17 protein-coding genes are annotated in these 20,136 nt (G+C 39.9%); 11 read left to right on the forward strand and 6 right to left on the reverse strand.

All coding sequences use genetic code 11. The features are described 5' to 3' along the window. The first annotated feature begins 144 nt into the window (after nt 1-144). The 3 genes from ribH (at nt 145) to ytxJ (ending at nt 1,288) form a co-directional block, all read left to right on the forward strand. Entirely contained in the window at nt 145-636 is a 492-nt protein-coding gene (ribH, locus tag OC25_RS10345) for a 6,7-dimethyl-8-ribityllumazine synthase (RefSeq protein WP_039475321.1), read from the forward strand. A 110-nt stretch (nt 637-746) separates the two neighbouring features. Then, entirely contained in the window at nt 747-869 is a 123-nt protein-coding gene (locus OC25_RS28460; RefSeq protein WP_255420130.1) for a hypothetical protein, read from the forward strand. 86 nt (nt 870-955) lie between these two features. Next, nucleotides 956-1,288, forward strand: coding sequence for a bacillithiol system redox-active protein YtxJ (gene ytxJ / locus OC25_RS10350; protein ID WP_039475324.1), 333 nt, complete (start codon nt 956-958; stop codon nt 1,286-1,288). A gap of 313 nt (nt 1,289-1,601) precedes the next feature. Here ytxJ and OC25_RS10360 read toward each other — a convergent pair whose 3' ends face one another. The 3 genes from OC25_RS10360 to msrA form a co-directional block, all read right to left on the reverse strand. Further along, on the reverse strand, nt 1,602-3,119 hold the full coding sequence (locus OC25_RS10360; protein WP_039475328.1) for a malate:quinone oxidoreductase: 1,518 nt from the start codon (nt 3,117-3,119) through the stop codon (nt 1,602-1,604). 346 nt (nt 3,120-3,465) lie between these two features. Next, nucleotides 3,466-3,819 (reverse strand): VOC family protein, encoded by a 354-nt coding sequence (locus tag OC25_RS10365; RefSeq protein ID WP_039475331.1) that lies wholly within the window; start codon nt 3,817-3,819, stop codon nt 3,466-3,468. A 15-nt stretch (nt 3,820-3,834) separates the two neighbouring features. Further along, the gene (gene msrA, locus OC25_RS10370; protein WP_082018570.1) at nt 3,835-4,434 is read right to left on the reverse strand and encodes a peptide-methionine (S)-S-oxide reductase MsrA; all 600 of its coding nucleotides are present in this window, start codon (nt 4,432-4,434) and stop codon (nt 3,835-3,837) included. Between the two features lie 265 nt (nt 4,435-4,699). Here msrA and OC25_RS10375 point away from each other — a divergent pair, with 265 nt between their 5' ends. The 4 genes from OC25_RS10375 (at nt 4,700) to OC25_RS10390 (ending at nt 9,558) form a co-directional block, all read left to right on the forward strand. Beyond that, on the forward strand, nt 4,700-5,662 hold the full coding sequence (locus OC25_RS10375) for an isopenicillin N synthase family dioxygenase (protein WP_039475334.1): 963 nt from the start codon (nt 4,700-4,702) through the stop codon (nt 5,660-5,662). Between the two features lie 234 nt (nt 5,663-5,896). Continuing rightward, on the forward strand, nt 5,897-6,484 hold the full coding sequence (locus tag OC25_RS10380; protein ID WP_039475339.1) for a Crp/Fnr family transcriptional regulator: 588 nt from the start codon (nt 5,897-5,899) through the stop codon (nt 6,482-6,484). Nucleotides 6,485-6,559: 75 nt separating this feature from the next. Further along, complete coding sequence (locus OC25_RS10385) at nt 6,560-7,822, forward strand: hypothetical protein (protein ID WP_039475341.1); 1,263 nt, start codon at nt 6,560-6,562, stop codon at nt 7,820-7,822. 311 nt (nt 7,823-8,133) lie between these two features. Next, the gene (locus OC25_RS10390) at nt 8,134-9,558 is read left to right on the forward strand and encodes an FAD-binding protein (protein WP_039475342.1); all 1,425 of its coding nucleotides are present in this window, start codon (nt 8,134-8,136) and stop codon (nt 9,556-9,558) included. A 49-nt stretch (nt 9,559-9,607) separates the two neighbouring features. On the opposite strand, the gene OC25_RS10395 is transcribed toward OC25_RS10390, so the two are convergent. The 3 genes from OC25_RS10395 to OC25_RS10405 form a co-directional block, all read right to left on the reverse strand. Beyond that, nucleotides 9,608-10,129: a hypothetical protein gene (locus tag OC25_RS10395; RefSeq protein WP_039475345.1), complete on the reverse strand. Its 522-nt coding sequence runs from the start codon at nt 10,127-10,129 to the stop codon at nt 9,608-9,610. Nucleotides 10,130-10,191: 62 nt separating this feature from the next. Then, a complete protein-coding gene (locus OC25_RS10400) occupies nt 10,192-12,009 on the reverse strand; it encodes a serine hydrolase domain-containing protein (RefSeq protein ID WP_039475347.1) in 1,818 nt (605 codons plus the stop codon). After that, nucleotides 11,996-13,630, reverse strand: coding sequence for an amidohydrolase (locus tag OC25_RS10405; RefSeq protein WP_039475350.1), 1,635 nt, complete (start codon nt 13,628-13,630; stop codon nt 11,996-11,998). The genes OC25_RS10400 and OC25_RS10405 overlap by 14 nt, the downstream gene beginning before the upstream one ends. Before the next feature lie 1,554 nt (nt 13,631-15,184). Here OC25_RS10405 and mutL point away from each other — a divergent pair. The 4 genes from mutL (at nt 15,185) to OC25_RS10430 (ending at nt 19,908) form a co-directional block, all read left to right on the forward strand. Further along, entirely contained in the window at nt 15,185-17,023 is a 1,839-nt protein-coding gene (gene mutL, locus OC25_RS10415; RefSeq protein ID WP_039475353.1) for a DNA mismatch repair endonuclease MutL, read from the forward strand. A gap of 215 nt (nt 17,024-17,238) precedes the next feature. After that, on the forward strand, nt 17,239-17,952 hold the full coding sequence (locus tag OC25_RS10420) for a rhomboid family intramembrane serine protease (RefSeq protein ID WP_039475355.1): 714 nt from the start codon (nt 17,239-17,241) through the stop codon (nt 17,950-17,952). Next, on the forward strand, nt 17,945-18,799 hold the full coding sequence (locus tag OC25_RS10425) for a rhomboid family intramembrane serine protease (RefSeq protein ID WP_039475358.1): 855 nt from the start codon (nt 17,945-17,947) through the stop codon (nt 18,797-18,799). Before OC25_RS10420 ends, OC25_RS10425 begins: the two co-directional genes overlap by 8 nt. Beyond that, nucleotides 18,799-19,908, forward strand: a complete 1,110-nt coding sequence (locus OC25_RS10430; RefSeq protein ID WP_039475361.1) for an endonuclease/exonuclease/phosphatase family protein — start codon at nt 18,799-18,801, stop codon at nt 19,906-19,908. The genes OC25_RS10425 and OC25_RS10430 overlap by 1 nt, the downstream gene beginning before the upstream one ends. Nucleotides 19,909-20,136: the final 228 nt, after the last annotated feature.

Consider the following 20,136-nt stretch of genomic DNA (forward strand, 5'->3'; position numbering starts at 1 on the left):
ATAGATGGGCAGGACGTAAAAATTCCATAAAGATTTAGCGTTTTATCCGATTTGGATACTAATCTAAGTATTAACCGATTAAATGTTACAAGTTACAAACATTAAGTTTTTTTACATTCAATGCATAAGCTTATCTTTGCACGCATGTCAACACAACTAAAAAATCTATCCGATTTCTCTCATACTACGGTTCCTAGCGGAGCAGACTATAAATTCGGTATTATCGTAGCCGAGTGGAATGCCGAAATTACCGGCGCTTTGTACAATGGTGCATTAAAAACTTTACTGGCCAACGGCGTTAAAGCAGAAAACATTGTTTCGTTACCTGTACCCGGCAGTTTCGAATTAACCGGTGGTGCCGAAATTTTGTTAAGCAAAAGAAAAGATATTGATGCTGTAATTTGCCTGGGCTGTGTAATACAGGGCGACACCAAACATTTCGATTTTATTTGCGATGCAGTAGCACAAGGAGTAACCAATGTTGGCATTAAGTATAGTAAACCCGTAATTTTTGGAGTTTTAACAACCAATAACCTCGAGCAGGCGCAAGACCGTGCAGGTGGTAAACATGGCAATAAAGGCGATGAAGCCGCAATTACGGCAATTAAAATGGCCGATTTTTCTGCTAACATTTAACATTGCGTTTTAATAATTATTTGTAACTTAGAGATTCAATATTAATCCGATCTGATGAAACCATCATGCTTTTCATGAAAGCTTCATCAATTTGAAACAAACTTATACAGATGAAAAAAGTAGCCATTTTATTATTGGCGGTGTTTTGCACCATTACCATTTTAGAATCTTGTTCTTCTAAACTTTGTCCTGCATACGGATCTTATCCTGAAGGAAAGCGCAGAAGAAATTAATCTTTTATCTCTTAATTCTCATATTCAGGTCATTTGCAGAACTTTATTCCATTGCCAATGTTATTCTGAAAACAATAAATATATTCATGAATTGGGTTAATTTAACTTCAGTAGAACAACTTGAAGAAATCAAAAATGCAAGTGGCTACAGCCTTATTTTTAAGCACAGCACACGTTGCTCAATCAGCCTGATGGCTAAAAAGAACTTTGAGTTTGATTGGGATGTGATTCCATCGGATACTAAACTTTTCTTTTTAGACCTGATTAGCTATCGCGATATTTCGAACCAGATTGCCGAAATATTTCAGGTGGCACACCAATCGCCGCAGATTTTATTAATTAAACACGGTGAATGCGTATTAGAAGCTTCGCACAGCGATATTTCTGCTGAAGAAGTTGCAGAAGTGATTGCAGCTTAAGCAATAAAAAAATAATTTGATAAACAGAGGGTATTCAAGCAATTGGATACCCTTTTTATTTAAGGCCGCTACCTATTACCTAATGGTTGGTGGCCAACCAACCAGCTTTATTGATCTCGGTTTCGGTCGGTGGGCCACCGACCAATGGGGTTGCGAATAGAACTTTTACCTACTGGTTGGTGACCCACCAACCAGCATTACCGATCCGGGCTTTATTGATCCCGGTTTCGATCGGTGAGCCACCGCCGATAAGTCCAACAAAAAAGGCCTGTGTAAAACACAGACCTTTGATATAATTTATAGTGGCAATATATTAAGCAACCACCGTATTTTCTATTTTCAACACCTTAGATGTTCTCGTTCTGGTTTCTTTGCAAAGTACCGGATCCTGAGCCAAAGCTTTACCATAAGTCGGGATCATCTCTCTGATTTTAGCCTGCCACTCGTCGGTAGCTAAATCTTCTGCAAAGCAACGGTTCAATAAATCGAGCATAATAGAAACGGCGGTTGATGCACCCGGAGAAGCGCCCAATAAAGCTGCAATAGAACCATCGGCAGCGTTTACTACTTCAGTGCCAAATTCTAAAATACCGCCTTTTTTCTCATCCTTTTTAATCACCTGTACCCTTTGACCAGCGTATTCCAGTTCCCAATCTTTTAATTCGGCAGTTGGTAAATATTCTTTTAACGCTTCTAACCTGTCTTCAGGCGATTGTCTAACCTGCTCAATTAAATATTTCGTTAAATCCAAATTGTGCAGCCCGGCCGAAATCATCGGGCGGATATTGTTAAATTTTATCGATTTTGGTAAATCTAAAAACGAACCGTTTTTAAGGAATTTAGTCGAGAAACCAGCGTAAGGGCCAAACAACAGCGCTTGCTTGCCATTAATCATACGGGTATCCAGGTGTGGAACCGACATCGGCGGAGCACCAACTGCAGCTTTACCGTAAACCTTTGCGTGGTGTTTTTTAATAATTTCTTCGTTGGTACATTTTAACCATTGCCCGCTCACCGGGAAACCGCCAAAACCTTTTCCTTCTGGAATATCAGATTTTTCTAACAATGGCAAAGAACCACCGCCAGCACCGATAAACACAAATTTAGCTACACGCTTACGTTTATCGCCACTATCCAGGTCTTTTACCTTTACAATCCAGTTACCATCCTTATTTTTTTTCAAATCGCGGATTTCGTGGTTGAAGAACAAATTAACGTTAGGCTGTTGTTTAAGGTTATTAAACATATCGCGGGTAAGCGTACCAAAGTTAACATCGGTACCTAAATCCATTTTAGTTGCAGCAACCTTCTCGTTTTTTTTGCGGCCTTCCATAATCAATGGTGCCCAGGTTTTTACGAGTTCGGTATCTTCGGTATACTGCATATCGCTAAACAAATCGCATTGGGTTAATGCATCGTAGCGTTTTTTCAGGTAATCGACATTCTTTTTACCCCAAACAAAACTCATGTGCGGAATGTTGCGGATAAAATTACAAGGATCTGAAACCAATCCCTTTGTTACTAAGTATGACCAAAACTGTTTAGAAACTTCGAAATGCTCGGCAATCTGAACCGCCTTTTTTGTTTCAACTGTACCGTCCTTCTTCTCGGGCGTGTAGTTTAATTCGCAAAAAGCAGAATGTCCCGTTCCGGCGTTATTCCAGGCATCAGAACTTTCTGCTGCCGCAATATCTAAACGTTCGTAAATTTCAATGCTTAAATTGGGTTCTAATTGTTTTAATAAAACACCCAGGGTTGCACTCATGATGCCCGCCCCTATTAAAATTACATCAGCGTCAGTTTTACCAACTGTCTTTTTCTTTTTTGTCATCTTATTCTAAAGGAGTTACAAATTTAACACGATTTTAAACATCCTACGAATTTTAGCGTATTAAATCTGAAAAAAATTGCGTAAAAACGAGAAATACTGCTCTCTTTTTAATTGATTCTAATCAAATTTTAATCCAAATTTTCGCCCGAATCAGAGATATATCAAAAAAGACATTCAATAAACAAAAGGCTCTAATGTTAATTTCCTAAATACAACCAATATTTCACAAATAAATTTATCATTTTACCTTAAAATCTGCTGATTTTTTAAAAGTTCGTTAATGAAGAACCCCATCAAAAAGTAAAACAGGTTTAATTCTAATTGTTTACCAAAAAGCCGCTCATATTTATTCGTTATGGCTCAAAATATTAACCAGTTTACCGAAGGGATCGCGCGTATAGAACCGTCTTACACCCCAAACTTCGTTAACAGGGCCGTACTCAACCGGAAATCCGGCTGCCTTTACTTTTTCCAATACCTGATCTACATCTTCTACCTCAATAGACAGATCGGGCGTTGCTGTGCCCGACCCACCTTCAGCAGCAAAACTAATTTGCACGTCCATTTTTTGCCCTGCTGCACCATAAGTTGTTATCCAACCGTGATCCATCATCACTTCCAACCCTAAAATATCCTGATAAAAACGGGCTGCAGCCGCAATCTCGGGAGTATTGATATTAACTACTATTCTTTTTACCACAGCAGAGTGATTAGGTTAATTCTTAAGTTTTGCTTTAAATATTTTTTCCAGTTTTTCTATTTTGGGCTGGATAACCAACCTGCAATAAGGCTCACTTCCGTTTTTATTAAAATAATTCTGGTGGTAGTTTTCGGCAACATAGAAAGGTTTGGCAGCCTCAATGGCCGTAACTACTTTTTTGCCATAAGCATTGGTTTTATTCAATTCGGCCTTGTACTTCTCGGCTGCGGCTTTCTGCTCCGCATTGTGGTAAAAAATAACCGAACGGTATTGCGTTCCGCTGTCGGCACCCTGGCGGTTAAGTGTCGTAGGATCGTGGCTTTTCCAGAATACTTCCAGCAACTCATCATAAGAGATTACCAACGGGTTGTAGGTAATCTCGAGTACTTCTGCATGTCCGGTTGCGCCTGTACATACCTCCTCGTAGGTTGGATTGCTCAAAGTACCGCCTTCATAACCTGATTTAACCGAAATCACCCCCTTAAGGCGCTGAAAAATGGCTTCGGTACACCAGAAACAGCCCATACCAAAGGTTGCCTTTTCTGTTTTTTTACCTTGCGCCTGTACCTGATTGATGGCCAAAACAGCCAATAGTATTAAAATTATCTTTTTCATGTGTGTTTATTTTTGCATTAAAAATAATCCTTAAATGCTTAGTACATCTTTGGATGATTTCTTCTTAATGATACGAAATAAAACGACTGACAGTTTGTGAATAAATTATAATGGATTTAGTGTGACAATAGAACATTTTACAGCCTTTACTGTTTTTGTTAATAACTTAAAAAACTGTATATTAATCCATTAATAGCATTTCATCAACACCAAAACCAGTTATTAACAATTCTTTCTAAATTCGTACAACATTAAATTTAAAATTATGTCAACACCTTATATCCCTTGTTTAGATTTAGGCTCGTACATTAACGGCACCGAAGCAGAACGCAAAAAGTTTTCTGATGAACTGGGCAGAGCATTTAACGATTCGGGCTTTGTAACCATTACCAACCACGGCTTGAGCCAGGAGCTGATTGATAAGCTTTACGAAAACATTAAAGCTGCTTTTGCTTTACCGGTAGAAACAAAAAGGAAATATGAAAAACCTGAACTGGCTGGCCAACGTGGTTATACCAGTGCCGGAAAAGAAACAGCCAAAGGCGCCAAAACACCCGATTTGAAAGAATTCTGGCAAATTGGTCAGGAGGTTACCGATGGCGATCCGGTTAAAAACGAATATCCGGACAACGAGGTTTTAACAGAATTACCTGAATTTAATCCGGTTACCAGCGAAATTTATAAGAAACTGGAAGAAAACGGAACGCACTTATTGCGTGCTATTGCTACTTATCTGGAATTGCCAATTAACTATTTCGACAAGCATGTGCACAATGGAAATTCGATTTTAAGAGGTATCCATTACTTCCCGATCGAAAACCCCGAATTGATTCCGGATGATGCAGTACGTGCAGGTGCCCATGAAGACATTAACCTAATTACCTTATTAATTGGTGCAAGCGCTGATGGTTTAGAAGTTTTAACCCGCAGCAACGAGTGGTTACCTATTAAAGCACACCATACCGATATTGTGGTAAACGTGGGCGATATGTTACAGCGTTTAACCAACAACAAATTAAAATCGACTACGCACAGGGTGGTAAATCCGCCACGCGAGCTGATGAAAACCTCGCGTTTCTCAGTTCCTTTCTTCCTGCACCCACGCAGTGATATGGATTTAACCAGCTTACCATCAACTATCGATGCTGAGCATCCTAAAGCCTACAGCGATATGACTGCCGGTGAGTATCTGGATGAACGTCTGAGAGAAATTGGATTGAAAAAATAAAAAAGAATCGTCATTGCGAGTCTCGATCCTTCATCGAGACGTGGCAATCTATTCGAAAAATCAAAAAGCACCAGTTAAAAACCGGTGCTTTTGTTTTTTAAAGCATACCTACCATTAAACCAACAATTGTTTATAAATTTTAAACAAAAATCGATAACCCCGACAATATTAACATAACAAATACTACATTTGAGTAATCCCGAATTAATGATAGCGTCCCGTTAAAAAAGAATTATGCTACAAGAGGATTATTTAGAAAATTATCAAAGTTTATTTACTGTTTTTAGCAATATTCATCCGCTCAGCGATGAACTAAAATCTGCTATTGTTAAAAACAGCAATGTTATTCAGGTAAAAAGAAAAACCACATTATTAAGTGCCGGCGAGAGCAGCAATACCATTTACTTTATTGTAAACGGTGCTGCAAGGGTATATTATCTGGATAAGGATGGAAAGCAAACCAATACCTGGTTTTTGTTCGAAAATGAATTACTGATTTCTGTTTACAGTTTCTTTACCGGACAACCGAGTTTCGAGTACATAGAAACTTTGGAAGATGCGACTTTAATTGCAGTAAAAAGAGAGAAATTAGATGAACTGTATCTCAAATACATGGATTTTAATTTCATTGGTCGCAAGCTAACCGAATATTATTACATCCGCAACGAGATGCAGGCAAATGACCTCAGAATACTAAGCGCCAAAGAACGCTATGAACAGTTACTTAAGCGGAATCCTCAGCTTTTCCAAAGGGTTTCGTTAGGTCACATTGCTTCTTATCTGGGTATTTCTCAGGAAACTTTAAGCAGGATTAGAAAATAGATTTGTTTTTTGACTTTTATCAAAAAATATACGAATACAGTCACTTAGTTTTGACACAAATGAAAAACAAATTTTATGGAAAAACGCTTGAATATAATAAGGCCACTGGTACTATTTACAATGACTATCTTACTTATTTGTTCCTGTAAAAAAGAAGAACAGATATCATCAAACATAAAGAGCAACGAAGTATTAAAAAAAGAATGGCTTACGGTATCAGATCCACGCTGGGTAATATTTATGCTTGATAAAGCAAGGAAAGATAATCCAAATTCATCATTGAAAGACCTGATAACACCTTTTTTAAATAATACCATAATATTAGGTAAAGCACAAAACACCATTAAAAAACAATGGCTTCAACTGGGGGGAACTGTAGCTGAGCTTGATAGTATAAGTAGCAGACACTTGCAGTCGGTTTATAATATGTCCAAAAAAGATGCTAACTATAAACTACCAACACTAGATACCGGAAAATGGAAAAATTATTTAGCTGAGGCCAGACCTAACGTAAAAAAGGAAAAATTAATGACTGTAGGCGGGAGTTTCGAGGACGTTAATTTTACTGCATGTGAAATACCCGATGATTTGCAAGCATTCGCAGATTCACCAGAAGCAGCAAGATATATCTTGATTATGTATACTGGCTCGACAGAAGCTTCAGATATTTGCAAATACAGAGTTTTAAAAGAATTAATTAGACTTTATGATGAGTTTTATACTAGTGGTACTCCCGAATCTTGTGCAATGCTTCGGATGCACATATTAAGTGTATTATCTGAATATTATGCATGTGACAAACCTGGAGGAAATGACGCTGGTGGTGGGGGCCCTGGGGGAGGTGGTGTTGGAAGTGGAGAAAGTGCGTCAGTTAACATGAAAGATGGGGATAAATTTGTCAATAATGATAATATTGATAAAGAAAAAGCAAAAAAGATTTCTTCCATAGAGGAATTAAATGTTTACTTAGAACAAATTCGAAATGAAATCTCAAAGAATGCAATCATTGAAAAAACTGGAAGAATCAGATATAATGTAGACGGCATTTCTGGAATTGACGTTAGTATTAAGTTAAATAATGCCGAAAGTTCACAATATAAAGTTGAAAATGTCACTTCTGATATTTGGGGATTTGCTCCATTCATGGATTGGAAGCAGAGTGATTTTAGTCAAAATGCTAATGGAGATATAACTAGAGTAGAAGTATTAGGATACTTAAGTTTGAATCTAATTTTAAAAGATATAGGTCGACTTTATAGCATGAGAATAACATTTATTATTGACATTAACCATCGATCAGGGGAATTTGTAGCTACTAAAGTAAAATCATTTAATTAAACATTATGAAAGACATGGAAGTTACTCATTTTATATGGGAAATATTAGCTCTTAAAATACTAATTGCAATCATTCTTGCCTTAATAATATACTTTCTTATAAAGGCTTTTAAAAGATATACTAGAAATTAATTTCTAGTATCAATTACTAAACGGGTAGATACCCCTCAAAAATAAACTTAAAAAAACTGGAATATGAGCTCACTATTATTGAGCTCATTTCTTTTAAGTCATCTAAAGCTCTGATAGTATTGATGCCAATGATAAATCAAGGTGGTTATTGATAATTCTTAACTTTCAACTTGTTTTGATATGAAAATTAGCCCACTCAAATTCTGCATACTATTCCTTTTTTTACTTTCAGCCTGCCATCCAAACAAGCCCAATACTCCTCTTAATGTTGTTAACGATGTTACCCAGCTCAACCCTATAAAAGTTTCTAAAATTATTACGCCAACCAGCAATACCGAAATTGCATTGGCTATTAAAACACATCAGGGGCCTATTTCGATCGGCGGAGGCAGATTTAGTCAGGGTGGACAAACGGCTACGGAAAATGCATTGCAGATTGATATGCGGAAGTTTAACCGTGTCATCAGCTTTTCGAAAGCCGACAAAGAAATTACCGTGCAGCCCGGAATCAGATGGCGCGAGCTCATTCAATACATTGATAAATACAATCTATCGGTCAGGGTTATGCAAACCTACGCCAACTTTACTGTGGGCGGTTCGTTAAGTGTAAATGTACATGGCCGCTATGTAGGCCAGGGACCTATTATTTCATCAGTAAAAAGCTTTAAAATTATTTTAGCCGATGGCGCACTAATAAACGCCAGTCGCAACGAAAACATGGACATCTTTTATGCTACGATTGGGGGTTATGGAGGTGTGGGTGTTATAACCGAAGTTACCCTCCTGTTAACAGATAACGAAAAGGTAGAAAGAAAAGACAGCGTGATGAAACTTTCTGGCTACAGCAAATTTTTTGTTTCAAAAATACGGAACCAATCTCATGTTGTTTTTCACAACGCAGATATTTACCCCAATGATTTTAGCGAAGTGAGGGCGGTATCGTACGTTAAAACAAATAAAGCTTTAACCATTACCGAACGGATTAAACCCAATACAGGAAATTATGCTGTAAATAGATTTGCCGTAAAAGTTGCTTCGGGATCAGATTTTGGGAAGTGGATCAGAAAAAAAATATTCGACCCCATACATTACCATACAGAGATTGTGGAATGGCGCAACTACGAAGCTACTTACGATGTTGCCGAACTGGAACCAAAATCAAGGAAAAATTCAACCTATGTATTGCAAGAGTATTTTATTCCAGTCGAACATTTCGATGCTTTTACACCTAAAATGATTAAGATCTTAAAAAACAATAAAGTTAATGTACTCAACATTTCAATCAGACATGCCAATAAAGATGAGGGCAGTTACCTGGCTTGGGCCAAGACAGAGGTGTTTGCTTTTGTGATTTATTACAAACAAGATGTTTCTACAGCAGCGAAAGCAGCGGTAAAAAAATGGACACGCGATTTGATTAACGCTGCGCTAGCTGAACAAGGTTCGTACTATCTGCCTTATCAAATTAATGCCACTACAGAACAGTTCAACAAGGTATATCCAAACGCAAGCCAGTTTTTTAAAATAAAACAAAAGTACGATCCGGAATATAAGTTCAGGAATAAGCTTTTCGATGCTTATTACCATCAGGATAAACAAAAATAAACAGCTGGCTTTACTGATCCAACACCAGTAAAGCCAGACCGTACTCTTTTTAATTCTTCAACAAACTTCTTACTGCAACCTGTGGGGTTTCGCCAGCTGGCACAATAAAAATAGCATCATTTTCTATTACCTGGCCCTGATCGAAATAATACCCGGCGGTAACCGGCATCACCGCACTGATTGATTTTCCATCTTTATCTTTAGTGTAATAGGTTACATTAATTAAATGCGTTTTCATGCCAACCTGTAGCTTTTTTGAGGTTAACCTCGCGCCCGTAGCATTGGTACAATCTAACTCCACTATTTTTGAATTGGATATGCCAGATAAATCAAGCGAACTAGCCAGACGAATATTAAACGATTTGCCACTATTGTTTTTTACTGAAGCCAGTACTTTATAACGATCAAAGTCCTGGTCTTTGATATTTATCTTTTCTTTGTTCACGATGGTATAGGTTACGGCAATACCATTTACGTTTACGGTTTCTCCATCTTTAATCTGCTGTGCTTTAACGATAGCTGTCGTTCCACAAAAAAGCAGCAGAAGGGCCAGTGTTTTAGTCCATTTCATATTAATTTGTTTTTTTAGGTTTATGCGCTGAATTTACAAATAATAATCAGACTTACATCCTGCTATTTCCTCGAATCATCAATTGCTTTATTCACCACATCTTCTATACGGCCCCTGATTTTTAAATTCGACAGCTTATCCGTAACGGTTGGATTTACGCGGTTAGATAAAAACACATAAACCAAACCGCGCGAAGGATCTACCCAAACGCAGGTACCGGTGTAACCGGTATGGCCATAAGTTTGCGGCGAAGCCAGATCAGAAGGATAATGTTTGGTGGTATCAGGATCCCAGCGATCGAAACCCAGGCCCCTGCGGCTCACATTCGATTGTTTCGAGGTAAACATATCAACCGTTGCATTTTTGAAATAGGTTTCGCCGCCATAAGTTCCGCGATTTAACAGCATCTGGTAAATAATGGCCAGATCGTTTGCACTGGCAAATAATCCCGCATGACCAGAAATCCCCCCAGCCAAAGCCGCCCCCTGATCGTGAACATAACCTACCAGTAAAGTTTTTCTGAAGTATTTATCATCTTCAGTCGGGATAATCTGCTCGGGTTTAAACCGGTTGCGTGGCAGAAAACCAGCTGTTTGCATACCCAGTGGTTTATAAAAATTTTCGTAGGTATACTGGTTTAAAGGTTCTTCGCTGATGTGCTCTACAATATCTTTCATTACATACATGCTGATATCGCTGTACACATATTTACCACGGGTTTTAATAGGCGAATTGAGCATTTTTGGCCACATAAAATCCTTAAAGAAACCTTTTTTAATGTAGTAGTTATCGGCTACTTTAGTGGGGTAAGCTGCCGATGAATCCCTGCTGTAATCGCCGGTTTTCACATAATCGTGAAAGGGAATATAAGGGATGAAACCGGCCTGGTGCAACATCACCTCGCGTACCTGAATATTGTTCATTGGCGTGGTACGTGCCCGGGGAATATAGGCCCCGATATTGGTATCGAGTTTCAGTTTGCCTTCCTCAAATAAACGCATTACGGCAGGCGTTGTAGCCGTAACTTTGGTTACCGAAGCCAGATCGAAAATATCGGTTACTTTATCGGGCAGCTGGGTATCGTAAGTATGTGTACCGTATGCTTTATTAAAAATTACCTTCCCGTCTTTAGCTACCAGAACCACCAGCCCCGGTGTTGCCCGCTGTGAAATGGCTTCTGCAGCAATGGCATCAATTTCCTTTAAATTATTAGAGTTTAAACCGGCATCTTCGGGCACGGTATATTTTAAACGGGTAACGGCGGTGGTAAAACCCGACCCCATGGTATAACGTGCAGAATAGGCTGTGGTTAATTTATTGGTAGCGGCAATTCCTCCAAAAATATACTGTGGTAGAAGGTTGGCTGCATCGGCATTGTTTTGTGCCGTCCAGATTAGCGGCGATTGCAATAAATCGAAAGATTTTAAGCCCGGTCCGTTGCCGAAAAAGGAAATGACAACCTGTTTGCTTTTACTGATGCTGTTAATAAAATTAATGTATTTGGCCTGGTTTACATGCTGATCGTCAATGGTAATTAAAATGGTATTGAAGTATTTCAGGTCATCCTCCAGGTTATTAAGATTTAAGCTGTCTTTATACTCATCGGCCGAAAATGAAGTAACCTTGGTGTACTTATTGGCCAAACTATCAAAAGCGGTACTGTAAGCAAAGCCCAGGCTTACCGATGCAATATTCTTTTTATCGAGCGATTTTAACGGCACAACCGCATCCTGATTGTTTAATAATACAGTTGTACTGGTTATACTGTTGGCAATGGCGAGTTTTTTCTCGTTTACGGCATGCTCTTGTGCACAGGCCGCTAAACATAAAACATTAAAGAAACTTGCCGCAGCCAGGATATACAATTTACTTCGCTTCATATACTTTCTCTCCGTTCAGGTAGGTTTTTAAAACTTTGGTTTTTAATATGTTTTGTGGTGTTGTTTTTAAAATATCGTGATCGAGGATGACAAAATCGGCCAATTTGCCCTTTTCCAGACTTCCTTTTTCCTGTTCTTCAAAATTGGCTTTAGCGGCCCAAATGGTCATTCCGCGTAAAGCTTCTTCTGGTGTTAAGGCATTTTCTTTCTGAAAACCACCTTTCGGAAAACCTTTTGTATCTGCTCTCACTGTTGCAGCATAAAACGTTAATAATGGATTAATGTTTTCGACAGGGAAATCTGTTCCCAAAGGAATCCAGCCATTCTGTTTCAACAATTGTTTGTAGGCATAGGCACCTTTTAACCTTTCGGCACCTAAGCGTTGTCCGGCCCAATACATATCTGATGTAGCATGTGTAGGCTGTACAGATGGTACAATACTGGCTTTACCAAAGAGATTAAAATCGCTGGCGTTTACCACCTGTGCATGTTCAATGCGCCAGCGCTTATCATTTTTGCCTTTTAAAATTTTATTATAAATATTCAGCATTACGCGGTTGGCCGAATCGCCGATAGCGTGGGTACACATCTGAAAGTTATTGGCGGCTATTTTGGCAGCAACCTCTTCAAAATGTTTCTGATTGCTTAACAGGAAGCCTGTTTTATTGGGCATATCGCTGTAAGGATGTAATAAACAAGCTCCTCTCGAGCCTAAAGCTCCATCAGCATAAACTTTAAATGCGCGCACATTCAATCTGTCGGTTTTAATGGGGCCGCGGGCAAAAAGGTATTTATAATTTTCGGGTGCATCAGAAAGCATTACATATAACCTCATTTTGAGCTTCTGCTCCTTTTGCAGTTTTTCTATAAATTCAACAGCCAGGTAACTCAGTCCGCAATCATCAATTGTGGTTAAACCTGCTGCAAAACAATTCCGCTGGGCATCTGTAAAAATTTTCTCGGCCTGTTTGGCATCTGGCGAAGGGATTTTACTTTCAACAAGGGCTACGGCATTATCGATTAAAACACCGGTTAGCTTGTCGTTTTCAGTCAGCATATCGCCACCGGTTAGTTTCTGAGCAGTTTTGATCCCCGCATCATCAAACGCTTTCTGGTTGGCAATAGCGGCATGACCATCAATGCGGTTTAAAAACACTGGCCGATCCGGGAACAGTTCGGTTAGTTTTTGATTGGTTGGGAAAGCTTTGTTCTCCCAATCGTTCTGATCCCAGCCATTACCGATTAACCAGCCATCGGGATGGGTTTTGGCAAAAGTCACTAAACGGTTTAATACATCATCCCACGATTTGGTTTCGCGTAAATCGGCCGTCTGCAGACTTTGCCCGTAACCAAAAAAATGGGCATGTGCATCAATAAAGCCCGGGTAAACAACCTTGCCTTCGGCATTAATTTCTGTTTTGGCCTGGTACTTATCGCGGATTTCGCTGGTTTTGCCCAGGTTTAAAATTTTACCATCTTTCACCGCAAAAGCTTCAACCGTATCAAAACCGGCGTTAACAGTATACACTTTTGCATTGTACACCATTACATCTACTGCTTCTTTTTTGGTGCAGGAGGCAAACAACAAAGCCAGAAAAAGGCCGCATAGCATAGATTTCATGCTGATAAAGATAGTGTTTTAGTTGGAAGTATTCAGCCGGAAGTGAGGCGTCATTGATCAAAATCCGGGGTAATTAAAGGTTTAGAAAATGGCTGGGTCCAGAACCCCGGCGACACCCAAGCTTTTCGCTTTAGTCTTTAAGCTTTTTCACCACCTCAGACACCTAAGAACACCTGAGTAGCGGGCGATAGATTGGGCATCGAGACTTCGGACTCCTGACTCCCGACCTCCGACTTTTTTAACCACAAAGCACACAGAGGAAAACACGCAGAGGACACAGAGTTGGGCGTTTCATTCCATCGTCCATTTTACATCTTCCATCCTCTATACTACCAGACCTCCAACTCCAAACTTCCAACTCCAAACTCGCTCAACCACCTCAGACATCTAAGAACACGTGAGTACCAAGCGACATCCCCCTCAGACTCCAAACTCCCAACTCTAAACTCTAAACACCAAACTTTCCCAACCCCGGCGACTCTGTTCGGAGGTAACTTTGTGTACCACTCCTTAACTTTATTATTTCAATTATCATCCCCCTGCCCCCTTCAAAGGGGGAAAGATCTACTTTAATGCAGATGCTAATCGAAATCAAAGCGGCATTTACCCGTTGGAAATCACGTTCCCCTTTGAAGGGGGTTGGGGGATGAATTTTAATGGCGGCAACCTCGTTCCGAACTCCAACGGCAATGTTCCCAACACCAACGACCTCGTTCCGAACCCCGATGACCTCGTTCCGAACCCCGGCGACCTTTTTGCAACTCCCGACCTCCGACTTTTTTAACCACAAAGCACGCAAAGGGAAAAGACGCAGAGGACGCAGAGTTGGGCGTTTCATTCCATCCTCCATTTTACATTTTCCATCTTTTCCCCTCCCAAACTCCAAATTCTCAACTCCAAACTCGCTCGACCACCTCAGACACCCAAGCTTTTCGCTTTAGTCTTTAAGCTTTAAGCTTTTTCACCACCTCAGACACCTAAGCACACCTAAGTAGCGGGCGATAGATTGGGCATCGAGACTTCGGACTCCTGACTCCCGACCTCCGACTTTTTTAACCACAAAGCACGCAAAGGGAAAAGACGCAGAGGACGCAGAGCGGGGTGCTTCATTCCATTGTCCATTTTACACTTCCATCCTCTATACTACCAAACCTCCGACTCCAAACTCCAAGCTCCAAACTCCAAACTCGCTCAACCACCTCAGACACCTAAGCACACCTAAGCAGCGAACGATGATTAGACACCCAGACTTCGGACTCCCGACCTCTGACCTCCGACTTTTCCAACCCCGGCGATTTCGTTCCGAATACCAAAAAGTAGAAAGGATAGCCCACTTTCCTAAAACCATCCCACTTTATAACAGATTTCGACATATTTACAGATGACGATGCCCGGTTAACCGATTCAAACAGTTAACCGATTAAACAAATGAACTAATGACCAGTGAACCAATTAATCCCATTTACCTACAGTCATTTACATGTTGAGTTTTAAACAATTCCGGTTCTTTAAGCTTATTTTGCATAATTTAGCGAATTCACTTTGCCCTTATACATGACTGATATTATTCACTTATTGCCTGATGCTGTTGCCAATCAGATTGCTGCCGGAGAAGTTGTTCAACGACCTGCCTCTGCAGTAAAAGAATTGCTCGAAAATTCGATAGATGCCGGTGCAGATAAAATTCAACTGGTGGTAAAAGATGCAGGTAAAGCCCTGATTCAGATTATCGATAATGGCTGTGGAATGAGCGTTACCGATGCGCGCATGTGTTTCGAGCGTCATGCCACCTCAAAGGTAAAAAAGGCCGAAGATTTATTTGCCATCCGCACCATGGGTTTCCGTGGCGAGGCCATGGCCTCTATCGCTGCCATTGCACAGGTAGAAATGAAAACCCGCAGGCACGAAGATGAAATTGGTACCTGTATTTCGATTGAAGGTGCACAGGTAATTGCACAAGAGCCAGTTGCTACTTCGCCGGGCACACAGATTGCGATTAAAAACCTGTTTTTTAACACGCCGGCGCGAAGAAATTTCTTAAAGAGTAATCCGGTAGAAATGCGCCACATCCTCGATGAGTTTCAACGTGTGGCCCTGGCACATCCTGAGGTATTTTTTAGCCTGCACCATGATGGCGTAGAAATTTTTAACCTGCCTAAGGGTAATTTAAAACAACGCATAATCCATCTTTTCGGCAACAATTATAACGAACGCCTGGTACCTGTAGAAGAAGAAACCAGCATCATTAACCTGAAAGGATATATTGGGAAGCCTGCCTTTGCCAAGAAAACCCGGGGCGAGCAGTTCTTCTTTGTAAACAACCGTTTTATTAAAGATCCGTATTTAAACCATGCGGTAAGCACGGCTTTCGAAGATCTTTTACCGGAAGACAGTTACCCCCTATACGTACTGTTTATCGAAATTGATCCGGCAAAAATAGATGTGAACGTTCACCCGACTAAAACCGAAATTAAATACCTCGACGAGAAATCGATCTATGCCATTCTAAAATCGGCGGTTAAACGTTCCATTGGCCGGTATAACATTGCCCCTACCCTTGATTTTGATCAGGAAACAGGTTTTAGCAATATGATTACGCATAAAGCGGTTGAAGACATTGTGCCACCGAGCATTAATTTTAATCCCGATTTTAACCCTTTTGCCAGCGACAAAAGTTCTACTTCGGGTTATGCTTCTTCGCCAAGAAATTACGATGCCAAGCCCAGTGCTAAAAACTGGGGTACACTTTACGATATTACCGAACAACCTGTAGTAGAACAAACCAGCTTTTACGAGGCTGACGATGCCGTTTTAGAGACCAAGCAAAAGCAATATATGCAGTTGCACAACCGTTATATTGTTTCGCAGATTAAATCGGGTTTAATGGTTATCGATCAACAAATGGCACATGAGCGAATCCTTTACGAGCGTTTCCTCGTACATCTCGACGATCGCAAAGGTGCTTCACAGCAAAGTTTGTTTCCACAAACCATTACGCTGAATGCACAGGATTTTGAACTGGCCAAAAGCTTGTTAGATGATATTAAGAGCTTAGGTTTCGATGTACGCGAATTTGGTAAAAATACCCTGGTGGTAGAAGGTGTTCCGGTTGATTTAGGTAGCAGTAACATTAACGAAACCCAATTATTTGAACAACTGATTGAGGGCTTTAAAAACTCGCAACAGGAATTAAAATTAAATAAGCGCGACAGTTTAGCCAGAAGTTTAGCAAAAAACAGCGCCATTAAAGCGGGCACAAGTTTGGCTCAGGAAGAAATGAATACGCTTATTGATGAACTTTTTGCCTGCAAAACCCCTAACTTTAGTGTGAGTGGCAAACCAATTATCCAAACCATTACTTTAGCGGAATTGGATAAGAAGTTTGAGAAGTAAGTCCGGGGTCCGAAAGTCGGAAGACCGAAGATTTGGAGCAGAAGACCAAAGCCGAAAGACCAAAGCGCAAAGCTTAGGTGCCCTTAGGTGTCTGAGGTGGTAAAAAAATCAGAGACTAAAGCTTTGATGTTAAATACGATAAAATAGCAGTTAACCGATTTAAACAATTAACCAGTTAAACCGTTAATAACCGATTAAACAACTTTAAAAATTAAATGAACAACATATATATTCCACCAGTAGTTAAAAACCTGCTGATTATTAATGTTTTATTTTTCATAGGCACTTTATTGTACAAATCAAACGGCGGATATCCTTTTGTAGAATGGTTTGCAGTTTATTATTTTGATTCTCCAAATTTTAGAATCTGGCAGCCTATCACTTATATGTTTATGCATAGTCCTGTTGACTACCTACATATCATATTCAATATGTTTGCGCTTTATAGTTTTGGTAGCATCTTAGAGCAACGCTGGGGAGCAAAAAAATTCCTGATATTTTATTTCGTAACCGGACTTGGTGCTTTAGCATTGCAATGGGCCGTTCAATCTTTTGAAATTTACAATCAAATAGGGCACTTTATCCCTAATATTAACGAATATAACCCAGCCAGTCAAAAAGAATTTGATTTGTTACGTGATATTTATTTCGGGCCTATGTTAGGGGCATCTGGTGCGATTTTCGGATTACTAGTTGGTTTTGGAATGCTTTACCCCAATGCGGAGCTATTAATTATGTTTATTCCTGTTCCTGTAAAAGCTAAATATATTATTCCAATTTATATTATAATTGAATTAGTTTTAGGGGTTGGGAAGTTTCAGGGCGATTCTGTAGCCCATTATGCGCATTTGGGTGGTGCTTTAATCGGCTTTATACTGGTTAAAATATGGAAAGACAAGAACGATACATTTTATACGCTCTATGAATAATACGGTTAAAGATTTAAAGTACAAGATTTTTCAATCCGGCGATCCGCTGTTCTTTTACATCGGCATTAACGTAATCATTTTTCTGATTACAGCTATTATTGGTGTATTTGCATTTTTTAGCAAATCGGCCCTGGATATGGGCGAACTGGTTAGAGAATATGTGGGTTTACCTTCCAGCTTAGCTAAACTGCCCGAGCGTTTTTATACCCCCTTCACCTACATGTTTTTTCATGATGGGATTCTTCACATCCTGTTTAACATGCTGGGCTTATTTTGGTTCGGCAGTATATTCATGAATTTCCTGAAAAGCAGGCAGTTTCATTTTGTTTACCTGGCGGGCGGTTTGGCCGGAGCTTTAATTTATGTAATTTGTTTAAATACCATTCCGGTATTTGCCAATACTTTATTGGGGCAAACCGTTATTGGTTCGTCGGCAGCGGTAATGGCCATTATGGTAGCGGCAGCAACCCTTGTACCCAACTACACCATCATGTTGCTGCTTTTTGGCGAAGTGAAGATTAAATGGATAGCTATTGTTTACTTCCTGATTTCATTCATCGGCTTATCATCAGCAAATGCGGGCGGAAATTTCGCGCATATTGGTGGGGCCCTGCTGGGTTTCTTTTACATTAAAAGCCTGCAAAATGGAAACGACTGGAGCAAGTTATTTGAGCGCAAACCAAAATTGAAGGTAGTAAGAAACGACAAGCCCCTGAAAAAGACTGACGCTAAAGGTGGGGTTTCGCAACAGGAAATTGATGCCATTTTAGATAAAATATCGACTTCGGGATACGATAAACTATCAGCAGCAGAAAAAGAAAAACTATTTAAGGCAAGTAAAGATTAATGGCAAAAAAGAAAAAGTATAGTTTCTTTGATAAACTTCTTCTGCCCATTGCTGTAGCACTGGCTATAGCTTTGCTCGTGGGTTTACTTGCCGGCAACATGGATCCGCGCAAGCATGCCATTATTGCGTTTTTCGGCTTGGCCTACCCCTATGTACTTTTTTGCAATATTATTTTTCTCATTTGGTGGTTACTGAGCAAGAAATGGCTTTTTGCTGTAGCAACCATCCTTGTTATTGCTGTTGGTGCCAAAACCCTAAAAGCAACTTTTGCCATCGGTGGCGACGAAGGCCCTGTTGAAAGGGCTGATAATACCATCCGCATGATGACCTACAATGTGCATAGCTTTAAGCTTTACGGCAAAGACAATACCGAATCGGTTAAAGAAAAAATGCTGCAGGTGGTTAAAGATCAAAACCCCGATATCATTTGTTTTCAGGAGTTTTTTACCCGGTATAAAGGTGCTTTCGACACTGTAGACAGTTTAAAATTGTTGCTAAACACCAAGTACTATTACTTTGTGCCCACCAACAAAAATGATTACGAAGCAACGGGTTTAGCCATATTCTCCAAATTCCCGATTAAAGATTCGGGTAAAATCCCCTTTGTTGAAGGCTATGCGGGCAACATGAGTATTTATACCGATTTAAACATAAAAGGTAAAACCTTAAGGGTGTACAATGTGCACTTTCAGTCTATTTCTTTCGAAAAACAAGATTACGACTATCTGGATAAGGTAAAAGAAATGAACACCGAATTGCAGCCTTCCAAACGCATCTTAAGAATGCTGAAAAGTGCTTTTTATAAGCGGAGCGGTCAGGTAGATATTATGAAAAAGGAAATGGGCAGCTGTAAAACCCCCTATTTAATTGCCGGCGATTTTAACGATACCCCTGCCTCATACGTAGTTACCCAAATTACTGCCGGGCTCAACAACAGTTTCATTAAAAAAGGCAGTGGTTTTGGCAAAACCTATAATGGTAAGTTCCCGAATTTTCAGATCGATTACATTGCCACTTCTAAAGAACTTGAAGTGCTCAATTATAAAATTACACAGGCTAAACTGTCAGATCATTTCCCCGTACGCAGCGATTTGAGGTTTTTGGATTAACATACAAAAATCATAGTTCAATAGTGACCCGATTTTTTATTGGAGCGCAATGCCTGTAAAAAGCAATAAGTTTCTTCCCGTTTTTCGCTTTTACGCTTCGCTTCCTCGTACCTCGTTGCTGCAGGGTAACGCTTCAACCGCGGCTAAAAAGCTAAAGCAGTGTTCCATTTTTGAGGTTGCCAGCGCACAATCCCGGAGACTGATCTGATGCCCCATATTGCTGCAGAC

The organism is Pedobacter kyungheensis (assembly GCF_000812965.1).
GTDB classification, from domain to species: domain Bacteria; phylum Bacteroidota; class Bacteroidia; order Sphingobacteriales; family Sphingobacteriaceae; genus Pedobacter; species Pedobacter kyungheensis.

Coding starts and splice junctions, on each gene's coding strand:
- OC25_RS10430 (WP_039475361.1), top strand. CDS start 18,799: ATGGCAAAAAAGAAAAAGTATAGTTTCTTTGATAAACTTCTTCTGCCC.
- OC25_RS10390 (WP_039475342.1), top strand. CDS start 8,134: ATGAAAATTAGCCCACTCAAATTCTGCATACTATTCCTTTTTTTACTT.
- OC25_RS28460 (WP_255420130.1), top strand. CDS start 747: ATGAAAAAAGTAGCCATTTTATTATTGGCGGTGTTTTGCACCATTACC.
- mutL (WP_039475353.1), top strand. CDS start 15,185: ATGACTGATATTATTCACTTATTGCCTGATGCTGTTGCCAATCAGATT.
- OC25_RS10400 (WP_039475347.1), bottom strand. CDS start 12,009: ATGAAGCGAAGTAAATTGTATATCCTGGCTGCGGCAAGTTTCTTTAAT.
- OC25_RS10425 (WP_039475358.1), top strand. CDS start 17,945: ATGAATAATACGGTTAAAGATTTAAAGTACAAGATTTTTCAATCCGGC.
- OC25_RS10385 (WP_039475341.1), top strand. CDS start 6,560: ATGGAAAAACGCTTGAATATAATAAGGCCACTGGTACTATTTACAATG.
- OC25_RS10405 (WP_039475350.1), bottom strand. CDS start 13,630: ATGAAATCTATGCTATGCGGCCTTTTTCTGGCTTTGTTGTTTGCCTCC.
- OC25_RS10395 (WP_039475345.1), bottom strand. CDS start 10,129: ATGAAATGGACTAAAACACTGGCCCTTCTGCTGCTTTTTTGTGGAACG.
- ytxJ (WP_039475324.1), top strand. CDS start 956: ATGAATTGGGTTAATTTAACTTCAGTAGAACAACTTGAAGAAATCAAA.
- ribH (WP_039475321.1), top strand. CDS start 145: ATGTCAACACAACTAAAAAATCTATCCGATTTCTCTCATACTACGGTT.
- msrA (WP_082018570.1), bottom strand. CDS start 4,434: ATGAAAAAGATAATTTTAATACTATTGGCTGTTTTGGCCATCAATCAG.
- OC25_RS10420 (WP_039475355.1), top strand. CDS start 17,239: ATGAACAACATATATATTCCACCAGTAGTTAAAAACCTGCTGATTATT.
- OC25_RS10360 (WP_039475328.1), bottom strand. CDS start 3,119: ATGACAAAAAAGAAAAAGACAGTTGGTAAAACTGACGCTGATGTAATT.
- OC25_RS10375 (WP_039475334.1), top strand. CDS start 4,700: ATGTCAACACCTTATATCCCTTGTTTAGATTTAGGCTCGTACATTAAC.
- OC25_RS10380 (WP_039475339.1), top strand. CDS start 5,897: ATGCTACAAGAGGATTATTTAGAAAATTATCAAAGTTTATTTACTGTT.